The organism is Streptomyces sp. NPDC005141 (assembly GCF_053599975.1).
In genome coordinates, this window is sequence record NZ_JBSFYW010000061.1 from 1 (window position 1) to 22,419 (window position 22,419).

19 protein-coding genes and 2 pseudogenes are annotated in these 22,419 nt (G+C 72.4%); 6 read left to right on the plus strand and 15 right to left on the minus strand.

Going from position 1 to position 22,419, the window contains the following annotated elements; genetic code table 11:
* Window positions 1–354: 354 nt before the first annotated feature.
* Window positions 355–1,311 (minus strand): hypothetical protein, encoded by a 957-nt coding sequence (locus ACWD68_RS33620; protein WP_451810241.1) that lies wholly within the window; start codon window positions 1,309–1,311, stop codon window positions 355–357.
* Window positions 1,308–2,222, minus strand: a complete 915-nt coding sequence (locus ACWD68_RS33625) for a phosphatase PAP2 family protein (RefSeq protein ID WP_451810242.1) — start codon at window positions 2,220–2,222, stop codon at window positions 1,308–1,310. The genes ACWD68_RS33620 and ACWD68_RS33625 overlap by 4 nt, the downstream gene beginning before the upstream one ends.
* Window positions 2,223–2,483: 261 nt before the next feature.
* Between ACWD68_RS33625 and ACWD68_RS33630 the strand changes: the two genes are divergently transcribed.
* Window positions 2,484–3,101: a TetR/AcrR family transcriptional regulator gene (locus tag ACWD68_RS33630; protein ID WP_451810243.1), complete on the plus strand. Its 618-nt coding sequence runs from the start codon at window positions 2,484–2,486 to the stop codon at window positions 3,099–3,101.
* 278 nt (window positions 3,102–3,379) lie between these two features.
* Here the strand turns inward: ACWD68_RS33630 and ACWD68_RS33635 are convergent, their stop codons facing one another.
* The 3 genes and pseudogenes from ACWD68_RS33635 to ACWD68_RS33645 form a co-directional block, all read right to left on the minus strand.
* Window positions 3,380–4,387 carry a DUF2510 domain-containing protein gene (locus ACWD68_RS33635; protein ID WP_451810244.1) on the minus strand — a complete coding sequence of 336 codons (1,008 nt, stop codon included), beginning with the start codon at window positions 4,385–4,387 and terminating at the stop codon, window positions 3,380–3,382.
* Window positions 4,388–4,567: 180 nt separating this feature from the next.
* Complete coding sequence (locus ACWD68_RS33640; RefSeq protein WP_451810245.1) at window positions 4,568–5,722, minus strand: anhydro-N-acetylmuramic acid kinase; 1,155 nt, start codon at window positions 5,720–5,722, stop codon at window positions 4,568–4,570.
* A gap of 4 nt (window positions 5,723–5,726) precedes the next feature.
* Window positions 5,727–6,411, minus strand: a pseudogene (locus ACWD68_RS33645) (MFS transporter).
* A gap of 260 nt (window positions 6,412–6,671) precedes the next feature.
* Here ACWD68_RS33645 and ACWD68_RS33650 point away from each other — a divergent pair.
* Window positions 6,672–9,338 (plus strand): ATP-binding protein, encoded by a 2,667-nt coding sequence (locus tag ACWD68_RS33650; RefSeq protein WP_451810246.1) that lies wholly within the window; start codon window positions 6,672–6,674, stop codon window positions 9,336–9,338.
* 617 nt (window positions 9,339–9,955) lie between these two features.
* Here the strand turns inward: ACWD68_RS33650 and pcaDC are convergent.
* The 7 genes and pseudogenes from pcaDC to ACWD68_RS33685 form a co-directional block, all read right to left on the minus strand.
* Entirely contained in the window at window positions 9,956–11,098 is a 1,143-nt protein-coding gene (pcaDC, locus tag ACWD68_RS33655; protein WP_451810247.1) for a bifunctional 3-oxoadipate enol-lactonase/4-carboxymuconolactone decarboxylase PcaDC, read from the minus strand.
* Window positions 11,095–12,435 carry a 3-carboxy-cis,cis-muconate cycloisomerase gene (gene pcaB, locus ACWD68_RS33660; protein WP_451810248.1) on the minus strand — a complete coding sequence of 447 codons (1,341 nt, stop codon included), beginning with the start codon at window positions 12,433–12,435 and terminating at the stop codon, window positions 11,095–11,097. Before pcaB ends, pcaDC begins: the two co-directional genes overlap by 4 nt.
* A complete protein-coding gene (pcaG, locus tag ACWD68_RS33665; protein ID WP_451810249.1) occupies window positions 12,432–12,995 on the minus strand; it encodes a protocatechuate 3,4-dioxygenase subunit alpha in 564 nt (187 codons plus the stop codon). The genes pcaB and pcaG overlap by 4 nt, the downstream gene beginning before the upstream one ends.
* Entirely contained in the window at window positions 12,992–13,768 is a 777-nt protein-coding gene (pcaH, locus tag ACWD68_RS33670; RefSeq protein WP_451810250.1) for a protocatechuate 3,4-dioxygenase subunit beta, read from the minus strand. Before pcaH ends, pcaG begins: the two co-directional genes overlap by 4 nt.
* Window positions 13,769–13,778: 10 nt before the next feature.
* Window positions 13,779–14,009, minus strand: a pseudogene (locus tag ACWD68_RS33675) (3-oxoadipyl-CoA thiolase); the annotation flags it as partial.
* A gap of 89 nt (window positions 14,010–14,098) precedes the next feature.
* Window positions 14,099–14,746 (minus strand): CoA transferase subunit B, encoded by a 648-nt coding sequence (locus ACWD68_RS33680; RefSeq protein ID WP_451810251.1) that lies wholly within the window; start codon window positions 14,744–14,746, stop codon window positions 14,099–14,101.
* On the minus strand, window positions 14,746–15,528 hold the full coding sequence (locus tag ACWD68_RS33685) for a CoA transferase subunit A (RefSeq protein ID WP_451810252.1): 783 nt from the start codon (window positions 15,526–15,528) through the stop codon (window positions 14,746–14,748). Before ACWD68_RS33685 ends, ACWD68_RS33680 begins: the two co-directional genes overlap by 1 nt.
* Window positions 15,529–15,772: 244 nt before the next feature.
* On the opposite strand from ACWD68_RS33685, the gene ACWD68_RS33690 reads away from it, so the two are divergent.
* Window positions 15,773–16,237 carry a MarR family winged helix-turn-helix transcriptional regulator gene (locus ACWD68_RS33690; RefSeq protein WP_451810253.1) on the plus strand — a complete coding sequence of 155 codons (465 nt, stop codon included), beginning with the start codon at window positions 15,773–15,775 and terminating at the stop codon, window positions 16,235–16,237.
* Window positions 16,238–16,260: 23 nt separating this feature from the next.
* Here the strand turns inward: ACWD68_RS33690 and ACWD68_RS33695 are convergent, their stop codons facing one another.
* Both ACWD68_RS33695 and ACWD68_RS33700 read right to left on the minus strand, forming a co-directional pair.
* Complete coding sequence (locus tag ACWD68_RS33695; RefSeq protein ID WP_451810254.1) at window positions 16,261–17,250, minus strand: DUF3048 domain-containing protein; 990 nt, start codon at window positions 17,248–17,250, stop codon at window positions 16,261–16,263.
* A gap of 167 nt (window positions 17,251–17,417) precedes the next feature.
* Entirely contained in the window at window positions 17,418–18,488 is a 1,071-nt protein-coding gene (locus ACWD68_RS33700) for an ATP-dependent DNA ligase (RefSeq protein ID WP_451810255.1), read from the minus strand.
* A 74-nt stretch (window positions 18,489–18,562) separates the two neighbouring features.
* On the opposite strand from ACWD68_RS33700, the gene ligD reads away from it, so the two are divergent.
* Both ligD and ACWD68_RS33710 read left to right on the plus strand, forming a co-directional pair.
* Window positions 18,563–19,594: a non-homologous end-joining DNA ligase gene (gene ligD / locus ACWD68_RS33705; RefSeq protein ID WP_451810256.1), complete on the plus strand. Its 1,032-nt coding sequence runs from the start codon at window positions 18,563–18,565 to the stop codon at window positions 19,592–19,594.
* A 321-nt stretch (window positions 19,595–19,915) separates the two neighbouring features.
* Entirely contained in the window at window positions 19,916–20,953 is a 1,038-nt protein-coding gene (locus ACWD68_RS33710; protein ID WP_451810257.1) for a LacI family DNA-binding transcriptional regulator, read from the plus strand.
* A 154-nt stretch (window positions 20,954–21,107) separates the two neighbouring features.
* On the opposite strand, the gene ACWD68_RS33715 is transcribed toward ACWD68_RS33710, so the two are convergent.
* Complete coding sequence (locus ACWD68_RS33715; RefSeq protein WP_451810282.1) at window positions 21,108–21,899, minus strand: VOC family protein; 792 nt, start codon at window positions 21,897–21,899, stop codon at window positions 21,108–21,110.
* 270 nt (window positions 21,900–22,169) lie between these two features.
* On the opposite strand from ACWD68_RS33715, the gene ACWD68_RS33720 reads away from it, so the two are divergent.
* Window positions 22,170–22,415: a WhiB family transcriptional regulator gene (locus ACWD68_RS33720; protein ID WP_451810258.1), complete on the plus strand. Its 246-nt coding sequence runs from the start codon at window positions 22,170–22,172 to the stop codon at window positions 22,413–22,415.
* The last annotated feature ends 4 nt before the right edge of the window (window positions 22,416–22,419 follow it).

Consider the following 22,419-nt stretch of genomic DNA (forward strand, 5'->3'; position numbering starts at 1 on the left):
GGCGGTGTTCTACGCCCCACCCCCCACCGCGGCTGGGCAAAAACCGTCACCCGCCGCACCGCTCCCCCGACCCCGGTTTGGGGGGGGGGGGGGGGGGCTACCCCCCCCCCCCCCCCCTTCATGTCTGTCGGCCGCCCTGCACGTCTGCCGGCCACTCGTCGCGGCTGCCGGCCTCCTTCGGCGTCCGGTTCCCCGCGAGGGCGTGAGCCGGCTTCCGGCGGTGACCCGGGCCCGTTCCCGGGCCCGTTCCCGGGCCCGTTCCCGGGCCCGTTCCCGGGCCCGTTCCCGGGCCCGTTCCCGGGCCCGTTCCCGGGCCCGATTCCGAGCCCGATTCCGACGGGCCCGGGCCCGTTCCTACAGTGACGTGAGATGGCCCGAGTTGGGTTGCTGAGGCAGCAACGAGGGCTCGTACGCCGCCGATCCGGGCTCCAGCGCCAGCACCGCGGCGACGGGATGCTCGTCGTCCACCAGGGCGTCCACCGGGTCCGCGGCCCGCTCGGGGGCCGAGCGGGACAGCGTCACCACGCCCCACCCGGCGATCGACGCTCCCACGAGCGCGAGCAGGACGCCCGCCGCGCCGCCCTGGAGGCGTTCACCGAGCAGCGACAGCCCGATCACCGCCGCGGCCAGCGGGTTGGCGAGCGTCACGACGGCCAGCGGAGCACCGAGTCCGCCCTGATACGCGGTCTGCGACAACAGCAGTCCGCCCGCCGCGAAGACCGCCACGAGCAGCGCCACCACGACCACTTGGGCGCTCATCAGAGAGTCCGAGCGGTCCGTGGCGGCCACCGTCACGGTCTGGGTGAGCGCCGATGCCACGCCCGAGGCGAACCCGGAGGCGGTCGCGTGCCGCAGGCCCGGCCGCGCGCCGCGCGCCAGCCCGCCGATGAGGACGGCGGTCGTACCGGCGACGGCCAACGCCTGCGGCAGGCTCAGTACATCGTCGGGCGCGGGTCCGGACGCCGTGACGAGCAGTGCGGCGAGGCCGAGCAGCGTGAGCGCCGTACCGCGCCACTCGACCGCGCTGACCCGCCGTCCGGCGACCCGCGCGCCCAGCGGCACCGCCGCCACGAGCGTCAGCGCCCCCAGCGGCTGGACCAGCGTGAGCGTCCCGTACCTGAGGGCCGCGACGTGCAGCAGTGCGGCCAAGGCGTTCAGCGTCACCGACCACCACCAGGCGCCCCGGGCCAGCAGGCGCAGCGTGCCCGAGCCGGCCGACCGGGCGGCGAGCCGCTCCTGGGCGACGGCCGCGGCGGCGTAGGCAGCCGCGGAGAAGAGGGACAGGACGATGGCGGCGAGCGTCGGGGTCATCGCCGGGCTCCCACGAGTTCGGGCAGATCCCGTACGGGGACCTCGGTGCGCTCGTGCTCCTGGTGCCGTCCGGCCGTCGTCACCGTCCGGTGCGGCGGGTGGACCACGGCGAGGGCGACGCAGAGCAGCGCGGTGGCGACGATCGCGTCGAGCCAGTAGTGGTTCGCGGTGCCGACGATCACCAGCAGGGTCAGCAGCGGATGCAGCAGCCACAGCGGGCGCAGGCGCGACCGGGTCGCCGCGATCAGGCCGATCGCGACCATCAGTGCCCAGCCGAAGTGCAGCGACGGCATCGCCGCGAACTGGTTCGCCATCGCGTCGGTCGCCGGGTGCGCTCCGTACACCGTGGGCCCGTACACCTGGCCGGTGTCGACGAGACCCGTCCCGGCGAGCAGCCGCGGCGGTGCGAGCGGGAAGGTGAGGTGCCCGACCAGGGCGGCGGCGGTGACCAGGGCGAGGACCCGGCGGGCCCACACGTAGTGCACGGGGCGCCGCAGATACAGCCAGACCAGGAAGGCGGCGGTGGCCGGGAAGTGGACCGTCGCGTAGTAGGTGTTCGCGATGTGTACGAGCGGGTCGCTGTGCAGCAGCGTGCCCTGGACGGCGCCCTCGTCGGGCAGGTGCAGGAACCGTTCCCAGTCCCAGACGCGGTGCGCGTCCGCGAAGGCCTCGTCCGTGTGGCCGGTGGCCAGCATGCGGCCGACCTTGTAGACGACGAAGAGCCCGACGACGAGCAGCAGCTCCCGCAGCAGCGGCGGGCGCGCCACCGTGTCGTGCGGGTGCGGGTGCGGGTGCGGGTGCGACGGGGTGGCCGCGTCGCGCGACGCGGCCGCCGGTATGGCCGCGTCGGGCGGCTCCGGTTCTGATGCGGACTCGGATGCGGAATCTGCAGGCTCGGTTCGGGAATCCATCCCCCGGCCCCCTTGCTGACGGTCTGGTGTGGGGTGGTGCGCGGTGAGCCCGGGACAGGATCCACTCGGCTTCCGCCCGAATCTCCGCGTGCGGGAGGAGTGGATGCTGTCCGAGGCTCATCGATACGGCAGTGTACCGATACGGCAGTGTACCGATACGCGAGTGTACCGATACGGATGCGTACCGGTACACTGACGTATCGATTAGAGTGGGTGCAAGACCGCACCGGCATCAACCGGATTCCAGCGAGGAGAAGCGCCATGACGTCGCAGGCCGCGGACGGACCGGAGTCGGTCGTCGCCTCGCGCCGCTCCAAGATCACGCGCGAGCGTGAGCAGGAGTTCTACGACGCCGTGCTCGAGCAGATCCGGGAATGCGGCTACGAGGCGCTCACCATGGAGGGCGTCGCCGCCAGCACGCGGTGCAGCAAGTCCACGCTCTACCGTCAGTGGAAGACGAAGCCCCAGTTCGTGGCCGCCGCGCTGCGCAACAACCGCTGTCCGCGGTTCACGGGCATCGACACCGGCTCGCTCGCCGGGGATCTGCGCGAGGCGGCCAGGGCCGCGGGCGAATGGTCGGCCCGGGACAGCACACAGCTGTTGCAGGGCCTCGGCAACGCCGTGATGCAGGACAAGGAGCTCCAGCAGGCGCTCCGCGACGCCCTCGTCGAACCCGAGGTCGCCGAGCTGCGGCAGATGATCAACCGTGCCGTCGAGCGCGGCGAGGTCGCCGCCGATCACCCGGCGCTCGCGTTCATCCCGGCCCAGATGCTCGGGGTTCTGCGGGTGCGCCCCCTTCTGGAGGGCCAGTACGCGGACGCGGCGTATCTCACACAGTTCGTGGAGGCGGTCGTGCTGCCGACGCTCGGCCTCACCTGAGACTCAGGCCGCCGTCCTCGGGATGACAGGACGTCGGCCTGTAACGCGCCGCACCGTGGGGACGGGGGCGGCGCGCACCCACCGGCCGGGTGGGGTTCCCCTTGAGCGGAGGGGTGCCCCATCCGGCCGACTCATGTCCATGGGCTCCGCGCGAGTGCACGGGAACGTCGCCCGCTCGGCGTGTGGAGGGGCGGGGATGCCCGGCCCGGCGCGCGGAGCGGGACAGGGACGCCCGCTCCGCGCGCCGGGCCGGGACAGGGCGCCCGGCGGTGCGCAGGCTAGACGTTCTGCCCGTTGCCGCCGGCCCCGGACGCCACCTTGATGCCCTTCGTGATGGTGTCGATCACCGACTGCTCGGGGGCCTTGGAGCTGACGTCGACGCCGAAGCGCACGACGACGAGCGAGGTCGAGTCGGCGGGGGAGGGGAACACGAGCGATTCGACGTAACCGTCGTCGCCCTTGCTCGTCACGACCTTCCAGCGGACCAGATAGCCCTTCTCGCCGGCCACCGTGACCGCCTTCGAGGCGAGCTGGGTGTGCGAGGTGATCGAGCCGTAGCCCTTGCCGTACGATTCGTCGGCGTTCGCGGAGATGTCCTCCTTGGCCGCCGCCTCCGCCGTCGTGGACTTCAGTTTCAGTGCCTTCGCCGGGGCCGAGTAGGCGCCACCGCGCTGGCAGTTCTGCGAGGTGTCGCCGGGGCACTTGTAGGTGTCCTTGGTGGCGACCGAGGCGCTGCCCGCCGCGCTCTCGCCGGTCCAGCCGTCCGGCACCGGGATGCTGATGCCGTTGTAGACGTCCGTGGCGAAGCCGTCCTCGGTCCCCGGCTGCCCCGACTCGCCGGGTGCAGGAGTCTGTCCGCCGGAGCCGCCTGAGTCCCCCGGAGCGCCGCTCGGACCGCCCGGGCCACCTTGTCCGCCGCCGGGTCCTTCCTGCCCGCCCTGTCCGTTCGGTCCGCCCGGCCCTTGGGAGGCCGCGCTGCCGCCGCTTCCGCCGTCGTCCTTGGTCAGCGCGTACACGCCGCCGCCGATGCCCGCGAGGACGGCGATCGCCGCGGCGACCGCTATGCCCATGCGCAGCCCGCGCCGCGGGGAACCCGGGGCGATGGCCGGATACGGTCCGTACGGTCCGGCGGCCGGCGCGTGTGCCGGGGGACCCCATGCGGCGGCCGACCCGACGGGGCGGACCTGGTCCGTCCATGCCTTGCCGTCCCACCAGCGCTCGGTGGGAGGAGCGTCACTTGTCTGCCCGGGGTCGGGATACCAGCCGGGGGGAGTCACCTGCGTCATGGGCCCACCGTATGAGCCCAGGGTGAAAGGCGGATGAGAGGGTTCCCCCGAAGCCCGCTCCGGCCCCTTTCGCGAGGTTCCGGGAAAGGGGCGGCGGAGCTCCCCCGAGCCCGTGCGACGGGCGCCTGCCCTGCCCAGCTCGCTCCGGGGGCCCGCCGAGGGAACCCGCGAGGCCCCGGCTCACTCCACGACGAGCCGCGTCGGTGCCTGTTCCGCCCGCGGTGGCAGCCGCAGGCCGTCCCGGCCCGGCGTGATCGACCCGAGCACGCTGGGATGCCGGGCCCCGGTGCTGGCCGGTTCGGTGCCCGCGAGTCCGTGCACGGTCAGGAAGCCGAGGACCGCGAAGGCGTACGCCTCCTTGGCGGCCGCCGGCAGCCCGAGCTCGTCGGAGGTGCGCAGCGCCACTCCGGGAAGCTCCGCGCCCAGCATCGCCATGAGGACCGGGTTGCGGGTGCCGCCCCCGGAGGCGATCACCTCGGTGGCCCGCACGGACCGCACCGCGTCCGCGACCGTCCGGGCGGTGAGCCGGGTGAGGGTGGCGATGACGTCCTCGGCGGTCAGTCTCCCGAACCCGGCCAGCGCGTCCCACAGATAGCCGAGATGGAACAGCTCCTTGCCGGTCGTCTTGGGCGCGGGCAGCGCGTAGTACGGCTCCGCGAGCAGGCGTCGGAGCAGGGGATCGTGGACGGTGCCGCGGGCGGCGAGGGCGCCGTCCACGTCGTGGTCGAGGCGCCCGCCGCTCAGCCCCCGCGCCGCCGCGTCGAGCAGTGCGCAGGCGGGGCCGGTGTCGAAGGCGGTCCCGTCCGGTGCGGTGAGGTTCGCGATGCCGCCCAGGTTGAGTGCCACCGGTGTACCCGGGCGGCCGCGCAGCCACAGCAGGTCGACCAGGCTCACCAGCGGTGCCCCCTGTCCGCCCGCGGCGATGTCGCGCGGCTGGAAGTCGGCGACCACCGGCAGCCCGGTCGCCTCGGCGATCCAGGCGGGCTGGCCCAGCTGGAGAGTGCCGTGCACCTGTCCCCGTTCCGCCCAGTGGTAGACGGTCTGACCGTGCGAGGCGACCAACTCCGCGCGCCCGTCGCACAGTTCAAGGTCGGCGCGGACGGCCGCCGCCGCGAACGCCCGGCCGATCGAGGTGTCCAGACGGCAGACCTGGGCCAGGTCGGTCGGGGCCGGTGGCAGCGCGTCCGCGAGCGCGTCGCGCAGTGCCGCGTCGTACGCCTCGCTGACGAGGCCGAGCGGCCGCAGGACGACGACGTCCGCGTCGAGCTCCAGGTCCACGGCCGCCGCGTCGATCGCGTCGTACGACGTACCGGACATCAGGCCGATCACCCGCACGCCCTCACCTCCCTTTCTCCGTACGGAGCGTGGCGAGCGCGAGCGCGCTCACCGCGCAGGTCGCCGCCGCGTAGTACCCGGGGATGTGGACGCTCCCGGTCCGTGCGGCGGTTTCCGTGATGATGAGCCCGGCGCAGCCCGAGAACACGGCATTGGACAGCGCGTAGCCGAGTCCAAGACCCGTGTAGCGCACGCTCGTCGGGAACATCTCCGCCGCGTCGGCCGGGTGGCGCGGACTCCGTCATCACGGAGACCGCGCCGCCGAACTCCCCGCCCGCGGACCGCCCTTGGACCGCCCGGAGGAAGGTGAGCAGCCACGGGGCCAGGGCGCCCGCGGTGGCGTACGTGGGCAGGACGCCGATCAGGGTGGTCGCGGCCGACATCAGGACGATGACCGTGATCAGTACCGGCCGTCGTCCGACGCGGTCGCCGATCCGCCCGAACAGCGCGGCCCCCACCGGCCGGAAGAAGAACGCCAGTCCGAAGGACGTGTAGGTCTTCACCAGTGCCTCGGCCTCGCCGCCGCCCTCCGGGGTGAAGAAGCGGGCCGCGATGATCGTCGCGAAATAGCCGTAGACACCGAACTCGTACCACTCGATGAAGTTGCCCACGGAGCCCGCGAGCAGGGCTCCGCGGGAGTGCCCGGACCGGAGGGCGCCCAGGTCGGAGTCGTGCGCGGGGGCGCTCATGCCGGTTCCTCCCGGGGGCGTGCGGGGGCCGGGCGGTCCCGGCCCCGCGGTGAGACCGATGGAGGAAAGTTACCTTCATTTCCAGGGTCGCTGACTGTCGATAACTTTCACGGCGGCTGGTGGACGCCCGGCGGCGTCGACTCCGGGACGTCGCTGTCACTCGTCTCGGCAACTGCTGCCGGGTCCCGCCTCCACCGTGGCTTCCAGGGGGCTAGGCTCATGGGAGTTACGTCGTTTGGGCGACCTGGGGAGGTAGCGGGATGACGGAGGCACGACCCGGAGCGGTCGCCTCGGCTTCCCTGTGGGAGCGCGATGAGGAGGTCGCCACCCTCGAAGAGGCGATCGCCGCGCTGCGCGCGGACTCCGCGATCTCGGGCAGCCTGTTGATGGTCAGCGGCGACGCGGGGCTCGGCAAGACCGCTCTCCTCGCGGAGGCACGCCGGATCGCCGAGAGCAACGGGTGCACGGTGTGGTCGGCACGCGGCGGCGAGACCGTCACGTCCGTTCCCTTCAATGTCGTACGGCAGTTGCTCCAGCCCGCCCTCGTCTCGCTCTTACCGGAAGAGGCGCGCGAGTACCTGGGCGACTGGTACGACATCGCCGGCCCCGCCCTCGGCATAGCCGAACCGGGTGACCGGCAGCCCGACCCGCAGGGTGTCTGCGACGGTCTGGTCGCCGCGGTGCGCCGGCTCGCCAAGCGGGAATGGCCGCTCGTGCTGCTCATCGACGACGCACACTGGGCCGACCAGGAGACCCTGCGCTGGCTCGCCGCGTTCGCCGAGCGCCTCGACGACCTGTCCGTCCTCGTCGTGGTCGCCCGCAGGCCCGGCGGAGTCACGGGCGAGAGCGCCCGGCTGCTCGACGCGGTGGCCGCCGAGGGCCGCCCCATCTCCACCCTGAGCGCGCTGACCCCGGCCGCCGCCGAGGGACTCACCCGCGCCACGCTCGGCGAGCACGCGGACGCGCCCTTCTGCCGCGAGGTGTGGGCGGTCACCGGCGGCAACCCGTACGAGACCGTCGAACTGCTCGCCAAGGTCCAGGACAGCGAACTGGAGCCGAGCGAGGGCTCGGCCGCCGACCTGCGCGACCTGAACCGCTCGGCCCGCGGCCGCGGACTCGTCGCCCGCCTCGAAGGACTGGGCATCGACGCCACCCGGTTCGCCTGGGCGGCCGCCATCCTGGGCACCGGGATCTCCCTCGACCTCGCCGCCCAACTCGCCGGAATGCCGGACGACGAGGCCAACCGCTGTGCCGAACTGCTGGGCGCGGCCCGCATTCTGACCGCGGCCGGGTCCGCGAACGGCCACGGGCCGGGCGGCGACCTGGAGTTCGTGCACCCGCTGATCGCGACCGCGGTCTACCGCTCGATCCCGGACGCCCTGCGCACGGCGATGCACGGGCAGGCGGCCTGGGCGGTCACCGAGTCGGGACGAGGCGCCGCCGCGGCCTCCCGCCACCTGCTCGAAGTTCATCCGGACGACGATCCCGAGCTCGTCGATCAGATGCGCGAGGCCGCCCGCGAACACCTCGCCGTCGGCGCCCCGGACGCGGCCCGGCGCTGCCTGGAGCGCGCGCTGAAGGAGCCACCGCTTCCCGAGGTGCACGCGCGCGTGCTCTACGAGCTGGGCTGTGCCACGCTCCTGACCGCGCCCTCCACGACCATCGGTCATCTGCGGGCCGCCCTCGAACGGCCCGGCCTCGAGGACACCACGCGGGTGGACGCGGTTTTCCGTCTCTCCCAGGCGCTGCTCCACAACAACCAGCTGGACGAAGCGGTCCGCACGGTCGACGAGGAGGTCGAGCGGCTCGAGCCGGGACCCGCCCGGATGCGCCTCCAGGCCGTGCACTACATGTGGGAGGGCATCCACGCGGGCGAGGAACGCTCCGGACACTCCAGCGGTCTCGCGGAACTCGTCGCGACCTGTACGGGGCGCGACAACTCCGAGCGCGCGCTCCTCATACTGCGCGGCTTCGACGCGATGACCCGGGGCGAGAACGCGGAGGAGGTCGTGGAACTCTGCGACCGGGCCCTCGTCAACGGCCGCCTCGCACCGGGACTCGCCTGGACCGACACCGAGTGGGGCGTCGAACTCCTCCTCATGCTGGGCAGCGCGTACGCCTACGCCGACCGGCTCGACCGGGCCGAGAGCTTGTTCAGCGAGGCCCTGCACGCCTATGTGAAGGCGGGCTGGAGCGGCGGTCATCTGTCCCTGGCCAACGCGTACCTGGGACTCGCCCTCCGCCGACGAGGCCGCCTGGCCGACGCGGAGCACTACCAGCGCGAATCGCTGCGCCTCGCGGAGCGCGTCGGCCGCGGCCTGCCTCTGTACTGGTCGGCGACCTGCGGGCTCATCGACACGCTGCTGGCCCGCGGTCACGTCCAGCAGGCCGCGGAGATCGCCGACCGCTACGGCTTCACACCTCCGTACCCCGCCACGATCGTCCTTCCCGACACCCGCTCCGTGCGTGGCCGTCTGCTGCTCGCCGTCGGCCGCACGAAGGAGGGCATCAACGAACTGGAGGCGGCCGAGAAGGCCGCCGGCGCCCGAGGTCACCACAACACGGTGCTCGCACCCTGGGCCGTGGACCTGGCCAGGGCACTCGCCACGGAGGATCCGTCGCGCGCCGCCGCTCTGGCGGGTGACGCCCGCCGCCAGGCCGAGCGGTTCGGCACCGACACGGCGATCGGCGAGGCGCTCCGCTGCGCCGCGGCTCTCGAGACCGGCCAGCGCGCCGTCCGGCTGGCCGCCCAGGCGGTCACCTATCTGGAAGCCTCCCCCTGCCAGTACGAACACGCGGCGGCCCGCATCGAGTACGGCATCGCCTCCCGCTCGGTGACGGAACTCAACAAGGGCCTGACGCTGGCGCGTACCAGCGGCGCGGACGGGCTGGCTGCGAAGGCGGAGGCGGCGCTGGCGGGCCTGTAACCCGCTGCGGGTGCCCGGCCGGACACCGAGCACCCGCTTCCGCCGGGCCCGCGATGCGCTGAAGCACGCTCCTCCGGTGCTTGATGAACGCGGGTGGTCCGGGCCCGACCTGGCCCGCATCCCGCCTCTCCTACGGGCGTTGGCGGCCGATTGCCTGGCCAAGGAACCGGCGTCGCGGGCCGCGGTGACCGAGCTCCTGGAGCGGCTCGCGACGGCCCTGAGAGCGGACCGGGAGTCAACCCCGCGCCCGCTGGGCAGCCCCTGCGCGGACCCCGTCCATCAGACGGAGCGAGCCACACCGGCCCGGCCCCGGTTCGCCGGACGGGGCGAGTCATGCTGGCCCGGCCCCGGCTCATCGGACGGGGCGAGTCATCCAGGGCGGCCCGGCCCTTGTCCATCAGACGGAGCGAGCCACACCGGCCCGGCCCCAGCTCATCGGATGGGGCGAGTCATCCAGGGCGACCCGGCCCTGGTCCCATCGGACGGGGCGAGCCAACCCGGCCCGGCCCCAGATTCATCGGACGGGGGCGAGTCACGCCGGCCATCGGACAGGGCACGGGCAGGCTCCCGTTCATCGGGCGGGGCGAGCCGCATCGGCCCGGTCCGCGCTCAGGAGGTCACCCCGCTTGCGGGCCGCCCTCCGCTTCCTCCTCCGCCAGCACCCGCTGGGCCACCGCGAACGCCGAATTGGCCGCCGGGACACCGCAGTAGACCGCTGTCTGCAGCAGCACCGCGCCGATCTCCTCGGGCGTGAGCCCGTTGCGCCGCGCCGCGCGGACATGCATCGCCAACTCGTCGTGGTGGCCGTGCGCCACCAGCGCGGTCAGCGTGATCATGCTGCGCTCCCGGCGCGTCAGCGTCGTATCGGTCCAGATCTCGCCCCAGGCGTAGCGCGAGATGAAGTCCTGGAAGCGGGCCGTGAACGGGCTCTGGCGCGCCTGTGCGCGGTCCACGTGCTCGTCACCGAGGACCTGACGGCGGACCTCCATGCCGCGCCGCGCGCCTCCCGCCGAGAAGTGCGCCCGCAGGGCCGTCAGCACGGCCTCCGGGCACTGCGCGGGCGCAAGGTGGGAGGCGCCCGGGATCTCGACGAGCGCCGCGCCCTGCACCGCGTCGGCGATCTCCCGCAGATGCGCGGGCGGCGTCGCGGGGTCCTCGCGCCCGGCGATCAGCAGGGTCGGCACGGTGAGCGACGACAGCCGGTCCCGGATGTCGAACGCGGCCAGGGCGTCGCAGCAGGCGGCGTACGCCTCCGGATCGGCGCCACGGTGGTCCTCGACCAGCTCCGGCACGGTGAAACCGGCGGTGAACCAGCGGGTGTCGGCGGTCGCGGCGACGGGCGCGAGGCCTTCGCGGCGCACCAGCTCGGCCCGCTCCTCCCAGGGCTTGGACCCGTTGAAGTGGGCCGAGGAACAGATGACGGCGAGGGACGAGAGCCGCTCGGGGTGGTGGACCGCCAGGTGCAGACCCACCGCGCCGCCGAGCGACACACCTGCGTACGAGAAACGCTCGATCCCCAGGGAGTCGGCCAGCTCCAGCACGAGCGCGGCCAGGTCGGCGACCGTCGCCCCCGGTCCGATCAGGTCGGCCGGAGAGCCGCCGTGTCCGGGAAGGTCCCAGCGCACCACCCGGTGGGTGACGGACAGTTCGGGCGCGACCCTGTCCCACAGGGCGTACGACGTCCCGAGCGAGGGTCCGAGGAGCAGCGGGGGAGCGGTGGCCGATCCCTCGGTGCGGTGGTTGAGCAGTTTCACGGTCAACGTCGCTCCAGAGCACGGTCGGTGAGGACTCCGGCGGAGCCCGTGTAGCGAGTGGGGTCGGTGAGCTCCGCGAGATCGACGTCCTTGAGGCCGGGTTCCTCGCCGAGCACGTCCGCGAGGGGCCGCCGCTCGGTGACCGCCCGTGCGGCGGCTCGCGTCAGCAGCTCCTTGGCGGGTGCCCGGCCGAGCACCGGGGACAGTTCGGCGGCCAGCCGCTCCGAGACGATCAACCCATGGGTGAGGTCCAGGTGTTCACGCATGGTCTCGGCGTTCACCCGTAGTCCCTCGGTCAGTTCGGCCGCGTCGCGTGCCGCCCCGCCGACCAGCCGGAGCAGATCGCGCAGGGGCTCCCACTCGGCATGCCAGGCCCCGGCCGGCCGCTCGTCCTCGGCCGTCATCGCGCCGTACAGCGTGGCCGCGAGCAGCGGCGCGCGCCGGGCCGCGGCGGCCACGAGGGTGGCCCGCACCGGGTTCGCCTTGTGCGGCATCGCCGACGAACCGCCGCCCGACCCCTCGGCCAGCTCGGCGATCTCCGTGCGCGAGAGGGTGAGCACGTCGGCGGCCGTCTTGCCCAGCGCGCCGGCCGTGAACGCCAGCGCTCCGGCCAGGTCCGCGATCGGCGTGCGCAGCGTGTGCCAGGGCAGCAAGGGCTCGGCGAGGCCCAGTTCACGGGCGTACGCCGCGGTCAGGGCCCGGGTGTCGTCCGCGCCGAAGACGCCGAAGGCGGCCAAGGTGCCCGCCGCGCCGCCGAGTTGGGCGGGCAGCGAGGACCGTACGGCACGCACCCGGTCCCTGGCGTCGAGCACCAGTGACCGCCACCCCGCCGCCTTGAGTCCAAAGGTCGTCGGCACCGCGTGCTGGGTGAGGGTGCGGCCCGGAAGCACCGTGTCCCGGTGCTCCTCCGCGAGCCGGGCCAGTGCCCGCTCGGTGCGCTCCAGGTCGCTCAGGACCAGGTCCAGGGTGCGGGCCGCGACGAGCATGGTGGCCGAGTCCATGATGTCCTGGCTCGTCGCGCCCCGGTGGACGTACGGGCCGAACTCCGCGGCGACGGCGGCCGTCAGGTCCGCGACCAGGGGGATCACCGGGTTGCCGCCGCTCCGGGCGCGCAGCGCGATCGACGCGACGTCGAAGTCCCCGGCGGCGGCCGCCGAGGACACCGCCGTCGCGGCGTCGGCCGGTGCCAGCCCCAGGGACGCCTGGGCCCGGGTCAGCGCGGCCTCCGCGTCGAGCAGGGCCCGCAGATACGCGGAGTCGCTCGTCGCGGCCGACGCCGGGGAACCCGCCCGGCCGGGGGCGAGCAGGCCGGTGTCGGACGCGACGGGGTCGGCAGCTGTCACTGGAACTCCAGGAAGACCGTTTCGCCTTCGCCCTGAAGGCGGATGTCGAAACGGTACGTCCGCAAGGCGCCCTCGGCCGCGATCAGCGTGGCGCGCCGCTCGGCCGGCAGTGCGTCGAGCAGCGGGTCCGTGCCGTCGGCCAGATAGGCGCGGGTGAACAGGTGGTGCGTCAGACCGCGCGCGAACACGCACACGCTGATGTACGGCGGTCCCGCGTTGCCGGGCGGCAGGGTGCGCAGCGCGTAGTGGCCGTCCGCGTCGGTGGGGACGCGGCCGAAGCCCGTGAAGTCGACGCCGTTGCGGCCGAGGAAGCCGCCCGTCGACGGGTCGCGGCGAAGGGAGCCGGGCGTGCCCGTCAGGGAGCCGTCGGGCGCGGCCTGCCAGAAGTCCAGCAGGGCGTCGGGGATCGGTGTGCCCGCGCCGTCGTAGACATGGCCGTGCAGGGTGATCGTGTCGGGGTGGCCCGGGGGCGCGATGTCGCCGCCGCCCGGGAAGGGCAGCGCGTGGCCGTAGAAGGGGCCGATGGTGTGGGAGGGGGTGGGGAGCAGTCGCTCGGTCATGCTGGGCGGCCTTCCTCGATCCAGGTGGCGGAGGGACCGTCGAGGACGATGTCCCACTCGTAGCCCATGGAGAACCCTGGCCGCGAGAGATCGTGGTGGTAGGTGGCGATCAGGCGGTCGCGTGCCGCCTCGTCCGTCACGGACCGCAGGATCGGGTCGTAGGGGAACAGCGGGTCGCTCGGGAAGTACATCTGCGTCACCAGCCGCTGGGTGAACGCCGAGCCGAAGACCGAGAAGTGGATGTGGGCGGGCCGCCACGCGTTGGTGTGATTGCCCCACGGGTACGGTCCCGGCTTGATCGTGGTGAACGCGTACCGGCCCTGATCATCCGTCAGGGTGCGGCCCACGCCGGTGAAGTTGGGGTCGAGCGGCGCGGGGTGCTGCTCGCGCAGATGGGCGTACCGTCCCGCCGCGTTGGCCTGCCAGATCTCGACGAGCTGACCGCGCACCGGACGGCCGTCGCGGTCGAGCAGCCGGCCCGAGACGGTCATCCGCTCGCCGATCGGCTCACCGCGGTGCTGCAGGGTGAGGTCGTTGTCGATCTCGGTGATGTCGGTGACCCCGAAGACCGGGCCCGACAGCTCGACCGTCTCCGGGTCGCCGCCGCTCACGGCGACCAGGGGCTGCTTCGGGTGGCGCAGCCCGGAGCTGCGGTACGGGGCGTAGTCGCGAGCGGGATGGTGCCGCACGGGCGCGCCGCCGGCCACCGCCTTGTCGTACGCGTCCTGGAGATCCTTGATCTCGACGTCGATGTCCGACTGAGTCAGAGCCATGGTCGACTTCCTAGCGTTCGAGGACGAGGGCTAGGCCCTGGCCCACGCCGATACAGAGGGTGGCAACACCAACTCCGCCGCCCTTGCGGGCGAGTTGGTGGGCGACGGTGCCGGCGAGCCGGGCGCCGGAGGCGCCGAGGGGGTGGCCGAGGGCGATGGCGCCGCCCTGCGGGTTGAGGATCGCGGGGTCGAACTCGGGCCATTCGGCGACACAGCCGAGGACCTGGGCGGCGAAGGCCTCGACGCCAACGGCGCGGGCGAGGAGAACCGCAACGTGGGCAGGATGGCCGCCCTCCTCGCAGGACTGTCCACCACCGTCGTAGACGTCCTTCATGACTGGATCTCCTCCACGACATGGACCTCGGCGGCGGTTTTCGCCCTGATCTCCTCGGCTGTGACACCCGGCGCCGTCTCCACCAGCAGGAGCCCCTCGGCGGTGACGTCGAGGACGCCCAGGTCGGTGATGATCCGGTTCACACACGCCTTCCCGGTGAGCGGCAGCTCGCACTCCCGGAGGATCTTGGGCGAGCCGTCCTTGGCGGTGTGGGTCATCACGACGATGACCGTGCGGGCCCCGTGGACGAGGTCCATCGCGCCGCCGATGCCGGTGATCATCTTGCCGGGGACGGCCCAGTTGGCGAGGTCGCCGCCCGCCGAGACCTGCATCGCGCCGAGCACGGCGACGTCGATGTGCCCGCCGCGGATCATCCCGAAGGACAGCGAGGAGTCGAAGTACGAGGCGCCCGGCAGGACCGTGACGGTCTCCTTGCCGGCGTTGATGAGGTCGGGGTCCACCTCGTCCTCGGCCGGGTAGGGGCCGGTGCCCAGAATGCCGTTCTCCGACTCCAGGATCACCTCGACGCCGGCGGGGAGGCGGTTGGGGATCAGCGTCGGCAGGCCGATGCCGAGGTTCACGTACTGGCCGTCCGCGAGCTCACGCGCGGCGCGGGCGGCCATCTCTTCCCTGCTCCAGGCCATCACTCGCCCACCGTTCCGTCCGCCGCGGACGCCGACACCGTCCGCTTCTCGATCATCTTGGCGTTCGCCTGCCCGGGGGTCAGGGCCACGACGCGCTGCACGAAGATGCCCGGCAGATGCACCGCGTCCGGATCGATCCCGCCCGGCTCCACGAGCTGCTCCACCTCGGCGATCGTCACCCGGCCGGCCATCGCGGCGAGCGGGTTGAAGTTCCGGGAGGACTTGTTGAACACGAGGTTGCCGTGCCGGTCGCCCTTCGCGGCCCGCACCAGGGCGAAGTCGGTGCGGATGCCGCGCTCCAGCACGTACGGGGTGCCGTCGAACTCGCGCACCTCCTTCGGCGGGGAGGCCAGCGTGACGCCGCCCTGTCCGTCGTACCGCCACGGGAGTCCGCCGTCGGCGACCTGGGTGCCGACTCCGGCGGGTGTGTAGAAGGCGGGGATCCCTGCGCCGCCCGCGCGCAGCCGCTCGGCCAGCGTGCCCTGCGGGATCATCTCGACCTCCAGCTCGCCGGCCAGGTACTGCCGGGCGAACTCCTTGTTCGCGCCGATGTACGAACCGGTGACGCGGGCGATCCGCCCGGCGGCGAGCAGGATCGCGAGCCCCGAGTCCATGGCCCCGCAGTTGTTGGAGACCACCCCGAGCCCCTGGACGCCGCGTTCGTGGAGAGCCTCGATCAGCACGTTCGGTACACCGCTGAGGCCGAATCCGCCGACCGCGAGTGTCGCGCCGTCCGGTACATCGGCCACCGCCTCCAGTGCCGTGGCGACCACCTTGTCCATCCGCGAAGCCTCATCTCTCCCGTGCCGTCCAGCGCCTGAATTAATCAGGGCACTGATTAATTCTTCGAGGTTCTCAACACGCTGCCACCCGGACTCCTCTCCGTCAATACCCATGGTGAAGACCAGATTGCAGAGTGCTGTGCGCCGGGACAACCGCGAGGATGGGCAGGTATCGTTCAGTGCACCAACGAATACGACCTGGTGCGGCGCGGTCGCAGGCGCGTACCGGACCCGAGGAGCGCACATGGCCGCGGTGGACCTCTCCACCCACCCCGGGCACCTGGCCCGGCGACTGCAGCAGGCGCACTACCTGCTGTGGAACACGATGGTTTCCGAGGAGATCACCTCGCCCCAGTTCGCGGTCCTGAACGCGCTCGTCGCCGAGCCCGGCCTCGACCAGCGCACGGTGGGGGAGCGGGTCGGGCTCGACCGGTCCACCATCGCCGAGGTCATCAGCCGGCTCGGGCGCCGCGCTCTGCTGGACAAGGTGCGCGATCCGCAGGACGGCCGGCGCTACCTGCTCCGCCTCACGGACGAGGGGCTGCGCACCCACCGCAAACTGGCCGTCCGCACCGCGCGCATGAACCAGGTCTTCCTGGCCCCGCTCTCCGCCGAGGAGCAGACCCTCTTCTTCGACCTCATCCAGCGGGTCTCGGACGCCGCCGAGGAGCTCCGCAACCCTGCGGACCCCCTCGGCGCCCGGCGCTAGGGACTGCCGGGGGCAGGCGGTTCTCAGGTCTTGGCGAAGACCACCCACACCTGGCCCCGGGCGAAGTTCAGGGGCGCGCCGTCCGGCGTCGTGAACCGCGTGCCGTCGGCCGCTCCGGACCGCGACCAGTTCGCGTCGAAGGAGCGGCCGTCGCGCAGCACCTGCGCGGTGCCCGAGCCCACCGACTCCGTGTACGGCGAGTTGTTGCCGAGGACGTCGTGGTACTTGGACTTGCGCACCTTCACGTACTGGACGACCACCGTCGCCGGAGCCACCGAGGTGCCCTCGGTCGTCACGGTCGGCGTGCCGTCCATGGCCACCAGCCAGCGCTTGCGCTCGGCGGACCAGGTGAAGGTGAAGCGGGCCGACGGGAAGCGCACGGTGCGCGAGGTCTCGGGGGTGCCTCCCGGGGGCGCCGCACCGAAGCGGAAGCCCGTGGTCAGCGCGGCGTCGCCCGGCGCGGAGCCCACCAGCCGCTGCGGGCGCAGATACAGGTTGTGCGGCGCGGCCTTGCCCGCGCCCCGGTACCAGGCGCCGGACACGTTCCCCGGCAGCTGGGGATCGAGCGGAGCGTCGTCGATCAGCGGCAGCAGTTTGCGCTGGGCCCCGGAGAAGGCGAGCGTGGGCTCGTCGAACTGTCTCAGCAGCTCCAGATCCGACTCGCGGGCACTGCGCACGGGCCCGACGGCCTTCGGGTACGTGCTCGCGAAGACCGCCATCAGCCGGCTCAGACCGCCCTCGACCTGTTCGGCGTAGACCACGTCCGCCGCGTCGAGCCCCGTCTGGGGGCGGGCGGCGGGCGCATTGTCGATCTTCACCGCGAGCACCGGGCCGGTTTCCGGCCCTCCGCTTTCGTTCGGGTTCGCACTGTCGCTCCGGCTCGGGGACTGGGCCCGGCCGTCGTCGACCGGTCCGTCCCCCGCGGTGCAGCCCGTCATCAGGGAGCCCGTCACCGTGACGGCCAGCAGCGCCGCAGCCCAAGCGCCGCGCCGTATCCGCACCATCTCTCGCATGCCCACCGAGCCACCTGTCCCGTGCCATCGATTGTGCGTTCATCAGTTCATCGGTGGCCATACCCGATCGTTTCTGATTGCGCGCGTCGACTGAGCTGATCGGCTCAGGGGGAGGGGCCGGACCAGAGGGAAACGGAACCGTGGAGGTGCGTTCCGCGTCCCGCGCGTCAGCCCTGCGGCCCGAGGATCTCCGCGAGGTCGTAGCCGACCGGCTCGTCGAGCTGCCCGTATGTGCAGCTCTCGGCGGTGCGGTCGGGGCGCCATCGGCGAAAACGGGCGGTGTGGCGGAACCGTACGCCGTTCTCCATGTGGTCGTACGCCACCTCGGCCACCCGCTCGGGTCTGATCGGCACCCAGGACAGGTCCTTCTTCGCCGACCACCGGCTGGGCGCTCCCGGCAACCGAGCCGTCTCGTGCGCCGACTCCTGCGCCCAGGCCGCCCACGGATGCTCCGCGGCATCCTCCAGCCGCAGGGGCTCGAGCTCCTCCACCAGCTCGGCCCGCCGCTTCATCGTGAACGCGGCGCTCACACCCACGTGCTGGAGCGTGCCCTTGTCGTCGTACAGACCGAGCAGCAGCGACCCGACGACCGGCCCGCTCTTGTGGAAGCGGTAGCCGGCGACCACCACATCCGCCGTCCGCTCGTGCTTGATCTTGTACATGGCCCGCTCGTCGCGCAGATACGACAGCGTGAGCGGCTTCGCGATCACCCCGTCGAGCCCCGCCCCCTCGTACTGCTCGAACCACCGCTGCGCCACCTCGCGGTCCGTGGTCGCCGGCGCCACGTGCACCGGCGCGGTCACCCCGGACAGAGCCGTCACCAGAAGCGCCCGCCGGTCGCCCAGCGGAACGTCGAGCAGCGATTCGTCGGCCAGCGCCAGCAGGTCGAAGGCCACGAAGGAGGCGGGTGTCCTCTCGGCCAGCATCCGCACCCGTGAGTCCGCCGGGTGGATCCGCTCCGTGAGCGCGTCGAAGTCGAGCCGCCCCTCCCTGGCGATCACGATCTCCCCGTCCATCACGCAGCGCTCCGGCAGACGCTCCAGCAACGCCTCGACCAGCTCGGGAAAATACCTGGTCAGCGGCTTGCCGGTACGGCTGCCGATCTCCAGCTCGTCACCGTCCCGGAACACGATCGCCCGGAAGCCGTCCCACTTCGCCTCGTAGTGCATGTCCGGCGGGATCTTCGCCACGGACTTGGCGAGCATCGGCTTCACGGGTGGCATCACCGGCAGGTCCATGCTTCGATTCTGCGCGGCGGCGCGGGCATCCGCCCGGTGTGCGCGGCATGCGCGCTGCGCCTACCGTGGCTCGCATGGGCGATGCGGTGGAACTCGAAGCGGCCGGCAGGAGTGTGCGTCTGTCCAGCCCGGGCAAGATCTTCTTCCCGGAGCGCGGCTTCACGAAGCTGGACCTCGCCCAGTACTACATCGCCGTCGGAGACGGCATCCTGCGCGCCCTGCGCAACCGCCCGACCACCCTTGAGCGCTACCCGGACGGGGTGACCGGCGAGTCCTTCTTCCAGAAGCGGGCGCCCAAGAACATGCCCGACTGGATTCCGACCGCCCACATCACCTTCCCCAGTGGCCGCAGCGCCGACGAGATGTGCCCCACCGAGCCCGCCGCCGTGCTGTGGGCCGCGCAGTTCGGCACCCTCACGTTCCACCCGTGGCCGGTCCGGCGCGACGACGTCGACCGTCCCGACGAACTCCGCATCGACCTCGACCCGCAGCCCGGCACGGACTACGCCGACGCGGTGCGCGCGGCCCACGAACTGCGCGAGGTCCTCCACGAGTACGGCGATCTGCGGGGATGGCCCAAGACCTCCGGGGGCCGCGGGCTGCACGTCTTCGTGCCGATCCAGCCGCGCTGGACCTTCACGCAGGTACGCCGCGCGGCCATCGCCGTCGGGCGCGAGCTCGAACGCCGTATGCCCGATCAGGTCACCACCGCGTGGTGGAAGGAGGAGAGAGGCGAAAAGATCTTCGTGGACTACAACCAGACCGCGCGCGACCGCACCATCGCCTCCGCCTACTCCGTACGTCCCCGCCCGCACGCCCCCGTCTCCGCGCCGCTGCGCTGGGACGAGGTGGAGGACGCCAGGCCCCGGGACTTCGACCTGGCGACCATGCCGGCACGCTTCGCCGAACTCGGCGATGTGCACGCCGACATGGACGACCACGCCTTCTCCCTCGAGGCCCTGCTGGAACTAGCCAGCCGTGACGAGCACGACCACGGCCTCGGCGACCTCCCCTATCCGCCCGAGTACCCGAAGATGCCGGGCGAGCCCAAGCGGGTACAGCCGAGCCGCGCAAAGCACGAGGACGCCGAGCCGCCGAGCGCCTGATCGCCGGCCGAGCGCCTGATCGCCCGTGGAGCCGTGGAGCCGTAGAGCCGTAGAGCCGTGGGGTGTTGGGCGTCGGGCGTCGGGCGTCGGCCAGAGGTGACACCGGTGCTCGGCAGGTGGCCGTCGCGTGTGCGCGGGCCGGGCGGCTGCAATGCGCGCCGCCCGGCGGACCCGGGCAGGCCTCCGCCCAGGAGCCCTTTCTGGACTCGGTTCGAGATCCTGGGCCCGGTTCGAGCCGTTTTCGTTGATCGGGGAGCGATCTCACGGAGCGAGCGGCCGCGCGGCTATCCTGATCCGCATCCGCCGAGGAGGTGCCCTGAGGTGACCGAGACAGCGTCGCGCCCGACGTTGGAGGCCGTGGCCGCGCGGGCCGGGGTCTCCCGGGCCACCGCGTCGCGGGTCGTGAATGGTGGGGACGGGGTCCGCGAGCCGCTGGTCGAGCGGGTACGCCGGGCCGTCGAGGAACTCGGCTATGTGCCGAACCAGGCAGCCCGCAGCCTTGTCACCCGGCGCCACGACGCGGTCGCCGTCGTGATCGCCGAGCCGGAGACCAGAGTCTTCGCCGACCCCTTCTTCGCACTCCAACTCCGGGGCATCAGCAAGGAACTGACGGCGCACGACTCACAACTCGTGCTGCTGCTCACGGAAGGCCGCGACGACCACGCGCGCGTCGCCCGCTATCTCGCCGGCGGCCACGTCGACGGCGCGCTCGTCTTCTCGCTGCACCTCGACGACCCGCTGCCCGGCCTGATCCATGGCGCGGGCGTGCCGACCGTCTTCGGCGGGCGGCCCGGCTGGGGCGAGGGCGTCCGAGAGGCGGTGTACGTCGACTGCGACAACCGGGGCGGTGCCCGCCAGGCCGTCCGGTACCTCCTCGGTCTCGGGCGTACCCGTATCGCCCACATCACCGGTGCCCTCGACCAGACGTCCGCGGTCGACCGGCTGGACGGCTTCCGGGATGTCATGGCCGACGTCGATCCGGCGCTCGTCGCGCAGGGCGACTTCACGCCCGCCGGCGGCGAACGCGCGATGCGGGAACTGCTGGAGCGCCGCCCCGACGTGGACGCGGTGTTCGTGGCGAACGACCTGTCGGCCCTCGGTGTGCTGCGCGTGCTGCGTGAGCAGGGGCGGCGGGTGCCCGAGGACGTCGCCGTGATCGGTTTCGACGACATGCTGCCGATCGCCGAGCAGACCGATCCGCCGCTGACGACGGTCCGTCAGGACATAGAGGAAATGGGCCGGTTGATGGCCCGGCTGCTGATCCGCGGCCTGGAGGGCGGGGCGGGGGCGGAAGGCCCGGTGTCCGATCCCTCCGGTGTGGTCCTGCCGACGACGGTCGTGAAACGGGCCTCCGCGTAGGTCCCCGACCGGGCACGGCGCGCGGGCGTCGGGCCCGCTCCCGGGCGCTCACCGACTCCCGTGTGGGGCCGAGGTGCCCAGCGGATCCATGCGTCGCCCTGGAGCGACGGCGATCGGCGGGACACCGTGTGCCGGACCCCGCCGATCGGGGACGTCAGCTCTGCCGCGGTGCGCTCTTGATCACCGCGAAGCGTGCCCCGTACGGGTCGGCGAGCTTGGCCATGCGGCCGACGCCCTCCATGTCCGTGGCGGGCATGCGGACCGTGCCGCCGAGCTCCTGGGCCTTGGAGACCACGTCGTCCGTGTCGGGGACCTCGATGTACGGCAGCCAGTACGCACCGGACTTCGCCTCGACCGGGTCGTCGGTGAGCGGCACGATTCCGCCGAACATGTCCTCCTCCTCGGTCTCCGCGGGGTTGATGCAGGTGTAGGTGCCGCCGGTGAACGAGACCGCCGAGGTGTTCCAGCCGAAGACCGAGTAGTAGAAGGCGGCGGCCGCCGCGATGTCCGGGGTGTAGAGCTCGACCCAGCACAGCGAGCCCGGGTCCCCGGCCCTGCCCAGGCCCTTCGTCCGGCCCGGCTGCCAGATGCCGAACATGACACCCGCCCTGTCGGCGAGCATCGCCATGTGGCCTTCGCCCATCACGTCCATGGGCGGCATCAGCACGGCGCCCTTGGCCTGCTCGACCGCTTTGGCCGTGGCTTCGGCGTCCGCGGTCTGGAAGTAGACGTTCCAGGACGGCGGGCCCTGTTCGGCGGTGATCTGCATGCCGCCGGCCACGGTCTCTCCGTCGACCTGGAAGAAGCCGTAGCCACCGGCGTCGGGCCCCGCCGACTGGAACTCCCAGCCGAAGAGCCCTCCGTAGAAGGAGATGGCGCCTTCGATGTCGGCCGTGCCTACATCCAGCCAGTTCGGGGCGCCGTTGACGAAACGGGTGGTGAGCATCATTGCCCTCCTTTGGGTGGTCCCGTTGTCTTTGATGCCGAGTCTTCCACCGCCCACTGACAATCGCCGCCGGGACGCGCAGCCCGTACGGGGCGGCGGACTCCATCACTCTCGGTATCCGGAGAGATTCGTAATGTTCTCACGTCGCCCCGCGCGCCGCCGTGTCCCGGACCCTTCCGCGGTCCATCATCGGGGCGGCCGGTGGCCTCGGAACACGGCGTTGATCCCGCGTTGATCGAACGTTTTTCGCCGAGAGGCACGATCCTGACCATGCACTTGGAAACGATCCCTCCGTCCGACATCGCCTGGCAGCAGCAGGCGTTGTGCGCGCAGACGGGGGCGGACTTCTTCTTTCCCGAGCCGGGCAGCTCGGTGCGCGAGGCGAAGCGCATCTGCGGGATGTGCGAGATGCGTTCCGCGTGTCTCGACTACGCGCTGAGCAACGACGAGCGCTTCGGAGTGTGGGGCGGCCTCTCCGAGAAGGAGCGCCTGGGCCTCCGACGCGCCATGGAGTGACGCC